At 40.7% G+C, this 13,399-nt stretch carries 14 protein-coding genes; 8 read left to right on the forward strand and 6 right to left on the reverse strand.

Features of this window, described 5'->3' with window-relative positions:
* The first annotated feature begins 21 nt into the window (after positions 1-21).
* Entirely contained in the window at positions 22-588 is a 567-nt protein-coding gene (yeiP, locus tag R8G33_06495) for an elongation factor P-like protein YeiP (protein MDW3095300.1), read from the forward strand.
* A 101-nt stretch (positions 589-689) separates the two neighbouring features.
* On the opposite strand, the gene grxD is transcribed toward yeiP, so the two are convergent.
* The 3 genes from grxD to R8G33_06510 all read right to left on the reverse strand — a co-directional run bounded on the left by grxD (position 690) and on the right by R8G33_06510 (position 4,440).
* Entirely contained in the window at positions 690-1,007 is a 318-nt protein-coding gene (gene grxD / locus R8G33_06500) for a Grx4 family monothiol glutaredoxin (GenBank protein MDW3095301.1), read from the reverse strand.
* Between the two features lie 75 nt (positions 1,008-1,082).
* Positions 1,083-2,870: an N-acetylglutaminylglutamine amidotransferase gene (locus tag R8G33_06505; GenBank protein MDW3095302.1), complete on the reverse strand. Its 1,788-nt coding sequence runs from the start codon at positions 2,868-2,870 to the stop codon at positions 1,083-1,085.
* A 13-nt stretch (positions 2,871-2,883) separates the two neighbouring features.
* Entirely contained in the window at positions 2,884-4,440 is a 1,557-nt protein-coding gene (locus R8G33_06510; GenBank protein ID MDW3095303.1) for a hydantoinase B/oxoprolinase family protein, read from the reverse strand.
* A gap of 257 nt (positions 4,441-4,697) precedes the next feature.
* Between R8G33_06510 and R8G33_06515 the strand changes: the two genes are divergently transcribed.
* The 3 genes from R8G33_06515 to argF all read left to right on the forward strand — a co-directional run bounded on the left by R8G33_06515 (position 4,698) and on the right by argF (position 7,433).
* Positions 4,698-5,198 carry a urate hydroxylase PuuD gene (locus tag R8G33_06515; GenBank protein MDW3095304.1) on the forward strand — a complete coding sequence of 167 codons (501 nt, stop codon included), beginning with the start codon at positions 4,698-4,700 and terminating at the stop codon, positions 5,196-5,198.
* A gap of 140 nt (positions 5,199-5,338) precedes the next feature.
* A complete protein-coding gene (locus R8G33_06520) occupies positions 5,339-6,502 on the forward strand; it encodes an aspartate aminotransferase family protein (GenBank protein ID MDW3095305.1) in 1,164 nt (387 codons plus the stop codon).
* A gap of 19 nt (positions 6,503-6,521) precedes the next feature.
* Positions 6,522-7,433 carry an ornithine carbamoyltransferase gene (gene argF, locus R8G33_06525; GenBank protein MDW3095306.1) on the forward strand — a complete coding sequence of 304 codons (912 nt, stop codon included), beginning with the start codon at positions 6,522-6,524 and terminating at the stop codon, positions 7,431-7,433.
* A gap of 15 nt (positions 7,434-7,448) precedes the next feature.
* Here the strand turns inward: argF and R8G33_06530 are convergent, their stop codons facing one another.
* Positions 7,449-8,582 (reverse strand): DUF3179 domain-containing protein, encoded by a 1,134-nt coding sequence (locus R8G33_06530; GenBank protein ID MDW3095307.1) that lies wholly within the window; start codon positions 8,580-8,582, stop codon positions 7,449-7,451.
* 101 nt (positions 8,583-8,683) lie between these two features.
* Here R8G33_06530 and R8G33_06535 point away from each other — a divergent pair, with 101 nt between their 5' ends.
* Both R8G33_06535 and nadC read left to right on the forward strand, forming a co-directional pair.
* Complete coding sequence (locus R8G33_06535; protein ID MDW3095308.1) at positions 8,684-10,024, forward strand: sodium:alanine symporter family protein; 1,341 nt, start codon at positions 8,684-8,686, stop codon at positions 10,022-10,024.
* 5 nt (positions 10,025-10,029) lie between these two features.
* A complete protein-coding gene (gene nadC, locus R8G33_06540) occupies positions 10,030-10,872 on the forward strand; it encodes a carboxylating nicotinate-nucleotide diphosphorylase (protein ID MDW3095309.1) in 843 nt (280 codons plus the stop codon).
* Here nadC and mazG read toward each other — a convergent pair.
* Together mazG and R8G33_06550 are read right to left on the reverse strand one after the other, a co-directional pair.
* Positions 10,858-11,661, reverse strand: coding sequence for a nucleoside triphosphate pyrophosphohydrolase (mazG, locus tag R8G33_06545; protein MDW3095310.1), 804 nt, complete (start codon positions 11,659-11,661; stop codon positions 10,858-10,860). The two genes, nadC and mazG, sit on opposite strands and share 15 nt — an antisense overlap.
* Before the next feature lie 96 nt (positions 11,662-11,757).
* Positions 11,758-12,483: a DnaJ domain-containing protein gene (locus tag R8G33_06550; GenBank protein ID MDW3095311.1), complete on the reverse strand. Its 726-nt coding sequence runs from the start codon at positions 12,481-12,483 to the stop codon at positions 11,758-11,760.
* A gap of 114 nt (positions 12,484-12,597) precedes the next feature.
* Between R8G33_06550 and R8G33_06555 the strand changes: the two genes are divergently transcribed.
* Both R8G33_06555 and R8G33_06560 read left to right on the forward strand, forming a co-directional pair.
* Positions 12,598-12,900, forward strand: coding sequence for a hypothetical protein (locus R8G33_06555; GenBank protein MDW3095312.1), 303 nt, complete (start codon positions 12,598-12,600; stop codon positions 12,898-12,900).
* A gap of 268 nt (positions 12,901-13,168) precedes the next feature.
* A complete protein-coding gene (locus R8G33_06560) occupies positions 13,169-13,354 on the forward strand; it encodes a hypothetical protein (GenBank protein MDW3095313.1) in 186 nt (61 codons plus the stop codon).
* Positions 13,355-13,399: the final 45 nt, after the last annotated feature.

Raw genomic sequence — 13,399 nt, forward strand, 5'->3', positions numbered from 1 at the left:
GTTAACCATCCATAAACACAGATGCCTAAAGCCAACGAACTTAAACGAGGTATGGTCATTGACCTTAACGGCATCCCCCATGCTGTTAAAAATGTTGAAGCAAAGAGTCCTTCATCGCGAGGAGCCACAACGCTCTATAAAATTCGTTTTAAAAATCTCAAAACAGGGCAGAAATTGGATGAATCTTATAAAAGTGACGACTTATTAAAAGAAGCAGATTGTGTGCGAGTTTCAGTACAGTACTCATATTCCGATGGAGACAAGGTCATTCTAATGAATTCAGAAGACTATTCTCAATACGAAGTCGATCTTGAAGATATTGAGGACTTAATGCCATACATTACAGAAGGTCTTGAAGGACTAACAGCATTAATTATGGACGGCGTACTTCTGAGCATTGAATTACCTCAGTCTGTTGAATTAAAAATCACCGAGACTGCACCCGCAATCAAAGGCGCAACAGCAGCAAGCAGAACAAAGCCAGCTACGTTAAGCACTGGTTTAGAAGTTCAAGTTCCCGAATACATTGAATCTGGAGAAGTTATAAAAGTGAATACTGGGACTGGTAAGTTCATGTCACGAACATAGCTTTTAAACAGTAAACTTTTGGCGGTAAAATTAACGCAATTTACACAATACAATTTACCCAAATAGTTAATGCCCTCTCAATTGAGACATTGACGCTCCCACTACTTAGTTGCAGCCTGCTCAATCATTGTTTGCAATTCACCTTTCTCAGCCATCTCAAGCGTGATGTCACATCCGCCAATTAATTCTCCATTAATATACACCTGCGGGAATGTAGGCCAATCTGCATAACGAGGAAGGTTCTGGAAAATCTCAGGATCCATAAGCACATTCACATAAGCAAATTCATGCCCACACTTCTTTAGCGCTTCTGCAGTACGCATAGAAAAACCACACTGCGGCATTTGTGGGGTACCCTTCATGTAAACAATGACAGGGTTTGATTCAACTTGTTCTTTGATTCTATCTAACACATCCATACTGACATCCTCTAAATGTAAACAATCTGCTCTGAATTTCTAGGTATTTTATGCTGACAATGATCTACTGACTACCTATCGTGAGGGATACGCTGCAGTGTCGACATTAGCTTGCAACCATTGTTCTAACAAAGCCATGTGCCAGATTTTACTTCCTTGCAGACGAGTGTGATATTGATCAGGCGCCGCCAACAATTTATCTACATAATCACGCGAATACAAACCACGCTGAATACACGCACTCGACATTAATGTGTCACGTACCATTTCCAAAAATTCGCCACGCACATATTTCAGTGCCGGCATAGGAAAATACCCTTTAGGCCGATCGATAACTGCATCTGGAATTAACCCGCGTGCAATTTTCTTAAGTACATATTTCCCATCATCTTGTAACTTCATTTCTGGTGGCATTTGCATTGCCAGTTCTACTAATTCATGGTCCAAAAATGGTACGCGTGCTTCTAGTCCCCAAGCCATAGTCATGCTATCTACCCTCTTAACTGGGTCATCAACAATCAAAGTAGTCGCATCAAACTGGAGAACCGCGTCGATAAAAGTATCGGAATCACTTTTTTCAAGTGCTTCGCTAACTAACTGACTTGTGAAATCCTGCTGAACGTAATCAACATTGACTGTTTTTGCATATTCATCAAAGTCGCGATCAAAATAAAATGAAGAGAATCGTTGAATATAGCTCCCTTGCGCAGCATGCATTTTCGGATACCAAAAATAACCAGCAAATACCTCATCTGCACCCTGTCCCGACTGCACTACCTTTATATCTTTACTCACTTGCTCCGCTAATAAATAAAATGCTACCGCATCTTGCGCCACCATCGGTTCAGGCATACAGCGAATAGCTTCCGGCAGTCTTGTTAAGACTTGGTCATTGGCAATATGAAATCTCTGATGATTTGTCGAAAAACGTTCTACTACTGCGTCAGAATATTCAAACTCATTACCACGCTCTTCGGGCTGATCTTCAAATCCGACAGAATAGGTGTTCACTTGGCCATGTTTTTGTGCCAACAACCCTACTAACAAACTTGAATCCAACCCCCCTGACAACAACACACCTACAGGTACATCAGAAATTTCTAATCGACGATCAACAGCCAGTTGCAATGCTTGTTGAATTTGTTCAATCCATTCCTGCTCATCCTTTTCATCTTTTCGGCGCGCAGACAGTTCCCAGTATGCTTTCGACTCGCCCACTCCATTAACATCTACCCACATAAAATGACCAGGCGCTAGTTTGCGTATACTTTTTAATATCGTTCTTGGTGCTGGCACAACCGCATGCAGTGTAAATTGATGTTGTAGCGCTTGAGTATCAATATCGGTATCAATTTTACCAGTTGCCAGCAAAGCTTGCGTGTTTGATGCAAATAAAAAAGAGTCATCTGTCTGGCTATAATAAAAAGGCTTAATACCCAGACGGTCACGTGCAACAAATAACTTTTTTTTGCGCTCATCCCAAATTGCAAAAGCAAACATACCTATTAACTTTTCAAGGCATTGTTCACCCCAAAGCTCATAAGCCTTTAAAATGACCTCGGTATCACCAGACGATGAAAACTGCACTCCCCGCGCTTGCAATTGCTGGCGTAATTGTGGGTAATTGTAAATTGTGCCATTGAAAACAATAGACATTGATTTGTTAGCAGTGCGCATCGGCTGATGGCTCGCTGACGTCAAATCAATAATCGACAACCTTCGATGGCCCAACCCAATTTGTTTATTTATATAAACACCTTGATCATCCGGACCACGCCTCTCAAGATGTACAAGCATATTATTAATACTTTGCTCACTGGGAGACTGACCACGCCAGCTTAATTCACCACAAATTCCACACATATTGTTTTTTTATTTAATTTTCAGTAGATGAATCAAACACACCGTAAGCTCCACCCCCAGGTGTCTCAAGTCGCACTTTGTCACCCACTTGTACTGTCATTGAAACTTTGCCATCAACACATTGATCATTTAAAAAATTCTTGCCTGACTTGCCTGGCTCTCCATTATTAAGGCCATAAGGTGCATACATCCTGCGCTCACTAAGAATAGTCACTCTGGCCGGCTGCAAGAACTCAAATTCACGAACTATCCCACATCCTCCATTATGTTGGCCATGACCACCAGATGCTTTGCGAATTTCATAACGATTAATTCTCAATGGATAATTCATTTCTAATACTTCTATAGGCGTATTCTGAGTATTAGTCATATGAGTTTGCACTGCATCTAAGCCTGGGTAATTTGCTGTGGCACCCGCCCCGCCCCCAATAGTCTCGTAATAACTCCATGATGTTTCGCCTTGGCACCCCATTGCAATATTATTCATAGTACCTTGGCTCGCAGCAGGTATTTCACTTGGAAAAGCTTGAGCCAATGCAGCAAATAATACATCAACAATTCTCGAGCTAGTCTCGACATTCCCCGCTGCCACCGCAGCGGGATATTTTGCATCGACCAAACTACCCAGAGCAGTTTCTATAGAAATAGAATTAAATGTTCCTTTACATGAAGGGACGTCATCAGTCATTAAACAACGGAATACGTAAAATACTGCAGCGGCTGTCACCGCTTTGGGACAATTTATATTTCCTTGAACTTGCTTTTCTGTCCCTGAAAAATCAACTTGTATATTTCCATCATCAACCATCACATTTACTTTAATTACAATATCAGTATTACCCAAACCATCATCATCCATATAATCAACAGCAGAATAATTCCCGTTAGGAATTCGCTTCAATTGCATAACAGCCATTGTCTGCGCGTAATCAAATACATGTTCTATTAGCAGCTTATATTGATTCACATCGAGTTCATCGACCAAAGTCTGAATGCGTTTCACGCCATGTAAATTTGCGCCTAGCTGCGCACTAAGATCAGCATAGGTATTATCTTTTTGCTGCACCCCAGCGAATATTTTTAAATATGCATTTTTATCAATCTGATTATCACGACCCAAATACTGTGGCGATATAACAATCCCTTCATGTATAAGTGAAGATGAAAGTGGCATTGATCCGGGCTCATCAGAACCAATATCTGCATGGTGTGCTCGGTTGGCAACAAAACCGATGCATTGTTTAGCTACATATACTGGTGATACCAAAGTCACGTCAGGCAAATGAGTACCACCCAGATAAGGATCATTAAATATGACGATATCTCCAGGCTGCCAGTCAAAAATACTAACAATGCTTTCCATAGCGTAAGCCATACTGCCCAGATGGACAGGGATATGAGCAGCCTGAGCACACAATTGCCCATAACTATCAAACATTGCACAGGAATAATCCAAGCGATCGCGAATATTGGGTGAAAATGCCGCATGTCTCAGCTGAGCACCCATTTCCTCACATAATGCATTGATTTTGTGAGTAAATAAGCTGAGTTGGATCGTATTTATAGCCATCAGGGATTGTTGTTTTTAGCGGTAAAACATTCTATGGTTTACCTTGTTCAGAAATAAGGTTTTTGCAGTTTCCATTGACCTTTAATATTTAAAAAAATAACAACTACTTCGAGGTGCTACGTGAACCCACTTAATTCAGTACTAGGGACCATCATTGCAGGATTTGTCTTAGCAATAATTATTACTCTAATTGTCTAAATCGAACTGCAGCGTATAACGCATATAATAAATAATCAAAAAATTCAGGAGGAATCACTATGGAACTAAACACATGGTCGCTAATTGTTTGGCTACATGTTTTTGCCGGTATCATTTGGATCGGCTTGCTTTATTACTTTAACTTCGTACAAGTGCCAGCAGTCGCTGCAGCTACCGCTGATAGCGACGGCCCCGGACCTGCTGCGATTAGTAAATATGTTGCACCACGTGCATTATGGTGGTTTCGCTGGGGCGCACTTGCTACATGGTTAACTGGCGCAGGCGCTCTATCTTATGTGGGCGGATTTATACCAAATATGCTATTCACTAATGGCATCACTGTGATTGGTATTGGAGCATGGCTTGGAACAATTATGCTTTTCAATGTCTGGGCTTTAATTTGGCCGAATCAGAAGAAATTACTCGGCATAAAAGAGGCTACTGACGAAGAGAAAGCAACAGCTAAGAAAGTCGCATTCATGGCATCACGCACCAACACATTATTATCTATCCCGATGATTATGTGTATGGTTGCTCACGGTCACGGCCTACCTTTCTAAGCAAAGCTTTAAGGGCTGTAATCGCCCGCCAAACAAGCTGGAAATACAGCATGTTTGGTAGCATAATTTCACTACGGCAGCGGGATCCCGCTGCCGTTTTTATTTTATGAACGATTGAATATATTATTTTGAATACACTTATGTCGACCTATACTCGCAAAGACATTACCTTCACTAAAGGCGAAGGCGTATGGTTGTGGGATCAAAATGGTGAAAAGTATTTAGACGCATTATCTGGCATTGCAGTATGCGGGCTGGGTCATGCTCACCCAAAATTAGCTGACGTTATTTCCAAACAAGCCAGAACTCTTTTGCATACTTCAAATATCTACCGTATTAGCGCGCAAGAACAACTGGGTGATCGCATATGCCAAGTCAGTCAAATGGATCGTGCTTTCTTTTGTAATTCTGGCGCAGAAGCGAATGAAGCTGCAATTAAACTGGCACGCTTGCATGGCAACAAACAAAATTTTGAAACACCCACCATTATCGTATGTGAGAATAGTTTCCATGGTCGCACCATGGCAACATTAACAGCCACTGGAAATCGGAAAGCTCATGCAGGATTTGAACCTTTAGTTGCCGGATTTATACGCGCACCTTTTGGCGACAGCGAAACCATTGCCGAGATCTGCAAAAATAATTCGAATGTTTGTGCAATTTTTGTTGAGCCTTTTCAAGGCGAAGGTGGAATAAATATTCCTAGCACTACATTCTTGCAAGAACTACGAAATATTTGTGATCAGCATAATATGCTACTAATGCTTGATGAAGTACAAACTGGTAACGGTCGCACTGGCAAATGGTTTGCTTGTCATCATCAGAATGTTCTTCCTGACGTCATGACTACAGCAAAAGGTCTCGGCAATGGTATGCCTATTGGCGCATGCCTGGCACGTGGCGCAGCGGCTGAATTATTCGGCCCGGGTTCACATGGCAGCACATTTGGTGGTAACCCATTGGCATGCGCGACCGCTTTACAAGTACTCACCACAATCGAAGAAGAAAATCTTTTATCTAATGCCGCATGCATGGGAAAACTGCTTGTCGACACTTTAAAGCAAAAGCTCACTGATAATACCCTTGTAAAAGAAATACGTGGTTGCGGCATGATGATTGGCATTGAATTAACCACGCCTTGCGCAGTTATCGTTGACATCGCATTAGAAAAAAAATTATTAGTTAACGTCACCGCTGACAATGTCATTCGTATACTTCCACCATTAATCACTGGCAAAAATGAGATTGCAATGATTGCAAATATCATCTGTGAATGTATAGAAGATTTCCATCAACAGCTTTAACCTTAAACTATAAATAATTATCATGGCTCGTCACTTTTTATCATTACTAGACCTTAACAGCGAGGAATTGCGCACAATAATAACTCGAGCAATTGAACTCAAAGCCATTTTGCGCAAGGGTGAGTCATATACTCCTTTTCAAAACAAAACGCTTGCTATGTTGTTTGATAAGTCATCTACGCGTACCCGTGTTTCTTTTGAAGCAGGTATGGCGCAATTTGGTGGGCATGCATTATTTTTATCCTCCAAGGATACTCAACTAGGTCGCGGCGAGCCAATAGAAGATACTGCACGCGTGTTATCAGGCATGGTAGACATCATTATGATTCGCACATTTGCCCATGAAACCATTGAACGCTTCGCCAACGTGGCAACAGTACCCGTGATTAATGGTTTGACAGATTTAGTCCACCCTTGCCAGTTACTCGCAGACTTACAAACTTGGTTTGAAAAACGTGGAGATATCAAAGGCGCTACTGTTACCTGGGTAGGTGATGGCAACAATATGTGTCACTCATATATTAATGCTGCGCGCTTATTAGACTTCAACTTACGCATTGGCAGCCCACATGGCTATGAACCTGATCAGAACATAGTTGATGCAGCAGGCAATAAGGTCTATTTCACAAATGACGCCATGGAAGCTGCAAGTAATTCAGACCTTATCGTCACTGACGTGTGGGCGAGCATGGGACAAGAAGAAGAACAAAAGCAACGTGAAAAAGCTTTTTCCTCATTCCAAGTGAATAGTCAGTTAATGCAACAAGCAAATAAAGATGCCTTATTTATGCATTGCCTACCCGCACATCGAGGCGAAGAAGTATCTTCTGAAGTACTAGAAGGTGCGCAGAGCGTAGTCTGGGATGAAGCAGAAAATCGTCTACATGCACAAAAGGCGCTAATTGAGTTTTTACTACTAAGTAGTAATTAAATCGCAAACACATCGCTATAGTCTTTTCTTAAATATTTCTGACCGCGGATAAAAGTCCAGCCATACAAAAGAAAAATATACTCCTCGATCCAATTGCTTTAAACGAGTACCTTTTAACTCGCCATCAATTGCAACACCAAACATATTCCATGTACTGCGAGTTTGAATGTCGACAATATCATTATCATTTAATTCAAAATCTAATGTACGACCCGCCACAGCTCTCGAATAAGCTGCTGCTGCTAAAACATCTTTTGATTCACGGATAACACGTTTATCAACTGATGATGCCATCCCAGGTTTACTAACGACCAACACATCCTGATCTGCTAATTTAGTTTGCAATAAAGGGACTGTATTCAAATATGAAAAAGGAAATGCAACAGCATTATTATTATTATTTATTCCTAACACACGCTCCATCGCAGGCAAGCGATCATCAAAAGGCCTACGAAAAAACCAAGCGATAGGTACCGCGCGCGAATCATAATGTGTATATGGATTAATGCCATATTTTTTATTCAAGTCAGTTTTTCTAGAAAGCACTTTTCCTGATGGGAATGCATTTTTATAATCTTCAAAAGCAACAATTTTTGATGGCAACAGTGTAAGAGTTTCCCCAGCATAGTCACCAACGACACTTTCACCGGTAAATTGTAACCACCATGATTCACTCTGTCGATCATACATCACCAAATTGCTCGAATAAACTTTCCCAGTTGTTCCGAAATCAAGTAATTCTCCTTTATGCTGCCTCGAAAAAACCATCGCCGCATTACATAAGGGACAATAAGTAACTGAGATTTTTTCATCGCCCAACTGGTCATTAACAATTTCGTGATACATTAAAATTTGAAGTGGATAAGCTTTGGATTTTGTTCCATTAGCAAAAACGACCACAGGTTCACTCTCATGCAACCACTTATCAGCCTCTCCAACAGAAACAAACACTGGTTGATCAATTGATAAAATTCCATCCTTCCCAGGACCCCCCTCCACCATGTCAGCTAATGCAACTGTTGAATTTGAGAAATCAGTATTTACCCAATCATGCATATCAGGAAACGGCGGTTTAGCGAATACGCTTAACAGCCAAAATATATAAAGAAGAACAAATAAGCTTATGCCAGCAAACACTGTTTTATTCATGCCAATTCTCTACTAAGTGCATAATTAAGGGTTGATTTAGACCTCACATGTCCTGCATGCTAGCAAAACAACAATAATTACAATACAGATGGAGGGTAACCATGGAAGCTCTTATTTCCTTACTTGAAACGCTCAGCTCATTTATCTGGGGTAAGTTCACTCTAGTATTAATACTAGGTGTCGGCATTTATCTTACCTTAGGACTCAGATTTATCCCTTGGAGAAAAACCATTCCTTATGCTTTCTCCTTATTATTCAAGGGCAAACAAGGATCTGGTGAAGGTGAAATATCTCCTTTCCAAGCATTGATGACAGCCATGTCAGCAACCATTGGTACAGGAAATATCGCTGGTGTTGCTACAGCAATTTTTATCGGTGGACCTGGCGCCATCTTCTGGATGTGGATTACCGCATTGGTAGGTATGGCAACCAAATACGGTGAAGCAGTGTTGGCAGTTAAATATCGTGAAACTGATGCTAGAGGCAAACATGTTGGTGGCCCCATGTATTACATCAAGAATGGTTTAGGCTCCAACTGGGCTTGGCTTGGATTTCTTTTTGCATTATTTGGCACGATAGCAGCATTTGGCATTGGCAATATGGTCCAATCTAATTCTGTTGCCGATGCCTTACATACCAATTTTAGTATCGACCATAAAATAACTGGAATCGTCATTGCCGCATTGGCAGGACTAGTCATACTAGGAGGCATAGAACGTATTGGCGCTGTTGCTGGAAAGCTTGTTCCTATAATGGCAATAGCATACATCATTGGCTCCTTAATTATTATCATAGGCAGCATTGACGAAGTACCCGCTGCCATTGCTCTTATCGTCGATAGCGCATTTAGTGGCTCGGCTGCTGCGGGTGGCTTTGCAGGTGCAGGCATAATGATAGCGATTCAGATGGGTGTTGCTCGCGGCATCTTCTCTAATGAAGCAGGTTTAGGCAGCGCACCAATTGCTCATGCTGCCGCACAAACTAATAGTCCAGTGAGACAAGGCATGATAGGCATGCTTGGTACATTTATTGACACCATCATTGTTTGCACAATGACAGCTCTTGTCATAATCATAAGTGGTGCTTGGACTAGCGGTGAAACTGGCGCGAGTTTATCTTCATTGGCATATGGAAACTCAATTCCATTTGGCGAATACATTATTACATTCGGCTTAGTAGTTTTTGCCTTCACAACAATACTTGGCTGGAGCTATTACGGTGAACGTTGCGCAGAATATATTTTTGGTGAAAAAGTAATTCTGCCTTATCGCATACTTTGGATTGTTGCAGCTTTTATCGGCGCATTCCAAACAGTCAATTTAATTTGGATACTTGCAGATGTAATGAACGGATTTATGGCCGTGCCCAACTTGATCGCATTAGCCTTACTTAGTCCAGTCATCTTCAAAGTCACTAAGGATTACTTTGCTTCCAAGGAATAGGATTTTTGCTCGAGCATTCTACAGATAACTTAGCAATAATTCGTGAGTCTGTTCGCATCGCCCTGACCGAGGATATCGGCCAGGGCGACGTGACGGCCGCACTCTGCAATAGTGACATTATTAACGCAAAAGTAATTTGCAGGGAAACCGCAACGCTTTGCGGGCAAACTTGGTTTGAAGAATCCTTTCAGCAATTAAACTCAAACATCTCCATTAAATGGCTCAAAACTGACGGCGATACTATGCACCCTAACAATGAAGTATGCATTATCAATGGGCCTGCTCCTGACATACTCACTGGCGAAAGAACAGCATTAAATTTTCTACAAACATTATCGGCTACAGCCACGGCTACAAAAAAACTTTTACATCGTCTCAAAGGTACAAAAACACAGTTACTTGATACACGTAAAACGATTCCAGGTTTACGTTACGCTCAAAAATATGCAGTACGCTGCGCAGGCGGAAAAAATCATCGTATGGGCTTATATGACGCCTACTTAATTAAAGAAAATCATATCGCCGCATGCGGATCGATCAGTAAGGCCATTGAGCGCGCCAAAAAGCAACATCCTGCACTTAAAATTGAAGTAGAAGTCGAGACACTTGATCAACTAAAAGAGGCGATTGAGAATCAGTCAACCATTGCGTTACTTGATAATTTTTCTTTAGAAGAAGTAAAACAGGCTGTGGGAATGAGCGAGGAAAAAATTAAACTAGAAGTATCTGGTAACATAAATATGGATAACATCCATCAATACGCAATACTCGGAGTAGATTATATTTCTGTAGGGGCACTGACAAAAAATGTGCGAGCAGTAGATTTTTCAATGCTATTTCACACTTAACATCTTTTTAGCCTGTCTCCAGCACTGATCTAATTCATTCTCTTTTAGATCGGTCATATTTTTACCTTGCTCACTAACAAGATATTCTACCAATCTAAATCGACTCTCAAACTTAGAATTTGATTTCTGCAAAACAACATCAGCGTCAACACTTACGTGCCGACAAAGGTTAACTACTGAAAATAAAACATCGCCCATTTCCTCCTCAACACGCACACTACCTTGTTCCATTTTAATGGATTGCTCTAACTCGCCGACCTCCTCTTTAAGCTTTGCGATCACACCAGCAACATCTGACCAGTCAAAATTTACTTTTGCTGCTTTCTTTTGCAACTTGCGCGCTCTTATTAGAGGAGGCAAGCCTTCGGCAACATTAGCTAAGACTGAAGAATCCTCTTCTGTCTTACCCCTAACCAATCTCTCTTGCTGTTTAAATTGTTCCCAGTCTTGTTTACCTTGCAATACTTCTACGTCACTACCAAATACATGCGGATGTCGTCGCAACATTTTTTCGCAAATGGCATTCACCACATCGTCAAAAGAAAACTGGTTTTTTTCTTGCGCTATTTGAGCGTGGTATACCACTTGCAACAATAAGTCTCCTAGCTCATCGCATAAGTCATCCATATCATTACGTGAAATAGCTTCAGCCACTTCGTAAGCCTCCTCAATAGTATAAGGAACAATTGTTTCAAAGGTTTGCACCTTATCCCAACTACAACCTGTTTGTGGATCGCGTAGTGCGCGCATAATTCCAAGTAAATTATTAATAGATTTATTATCAGTCATGACACTAAGTTTAAACTCATTTCAATTTTGACTTAGTGTTATACAAATCCATTTGAAGGGGAAGCATTATCTTTAAATGCAAGCCACACAAAATAACTATGCATCTATTTTTACAAAAGTACCCTGTACTTGATGGAAACGCAGCGTTAAATACTCAAGCCCAATTCTCCAGCGCTTACGTAATATAGTATGATCACTCCTAGAATTTACTACTACTGCTACTGCATCTAGCATATGGCTAGATAACTTCAGCACCTTGCCATTTTCAATATATGTGTTTGACAGTATCTGAATACCATTAAGTGAAACATCCTGCGTCATACCAATATAGCCGCGCGCATCCTGCCAATTTGTATAAAAAGATACTGGCCACTGTTTTTCAACTCGATTAATTAGCCGATTTCCATTTAATTCAATGTTCTGCATAGTCGCTGGATAAAGTGCGGCACCACACCGAGTACACAAACTATCTGACTTAGCATGTTCTCCATGATTATGTGGTAATTCACAAAAAAAACACTGGTTCTCTTTGAATATCGTAGCGCTAGGTTCCTTGTAATGATCAGCTTGTTGCTCTGTATAATTCTCTCTGACATTACTGTTTTGTGATGCAGATAAATGCTTGTCGTATTCGGCACGTGCATGCTCATCCATTAACACCGAATAAGCCTCGTTAATTAACGCAGCATTTTCTTGATCCCCACCCAAGTCTGGATGCATTTTTAACTTCTGCATTATTGTGCGATAAGTAGAGCGTATGACTTCACTGGGAGCATCTTGCTGCACATGCAATATTTGATAAAAGTTTTTCGATTTACTCATTGCAAATTTTTGTAAGTCATTAAAATGAAAATCAGCTTCACATTCACTAACTAATCGGCTAGATCCACCTATTCTTTAAAATTGCTTGAACATAAAGTGAGAGGAGTATACGATATGATAATAATTCTCATTCGCATTATAGCCATGGTAGATAATCTAAAATCAGAAATCGAAATTATTATCAATCGAAAGGATATCGACTTCGACTCGCACACAGTCAATAAACTCAAGAAAAGTCTCATAACCCACATAGAAACAGTATCTTTAGCAGTTTGTGAATCACCGGAGACCTTTAAACGTGCAATAGAAAAAGGCCTAGTCAAGATTGGAGGCTATCAATCACAATGCGGTAAAAAGTTGATATACATGCATTTTGACAATTACGACTATGTCATTCCATACCGTGTAGATCACTAAATTAATTGTGCTAAGTATTCATTAGACTCAATTATTTTCTCCAGCCTGTTCAAATAATACATTTAAATCAGTCACTTAAAGGCTTTACCTGTCAATTGATTAATACTATGCTAAAAATCCAGCAAAACTGAATAAATGTCCAATTTGACATCCTCACCAGATTCCAAGTCAAATCACTACGTTAGCCAAGTTACCTCGCAAATACTTGTAAGTAATTACATAAGTTGTCATACTCCTGTAATTACTAGTTACTGACCAGAGTATACATTTGGCTGATAAACTCCCTACAGACCCCGCCCTGCTCCAGGTTAGGATTCCACGATCATTGCGTGATGAATTTATGCGCTCTGTAAAGATGGAAGACGACAATGCCTCGCGACTCGTCCGACAATGGATTCGAGAGTATTTACGCGAAAGAGCACAAACCGATCTATTTGAAGGCGAAGCAAGATGAACTTGCTTACTAACAATAACCACTTTACTAGAGCAGGATAAATTC

Source organism: Gammaproteobacteria bacterium, from assembly GCA_033344735.1.
Classification (GTDB): domain Bacteria; phylum Pseudomonadota; class Gammaproteobacteria; order UBA4575; family UBA4575; genus UBA1858.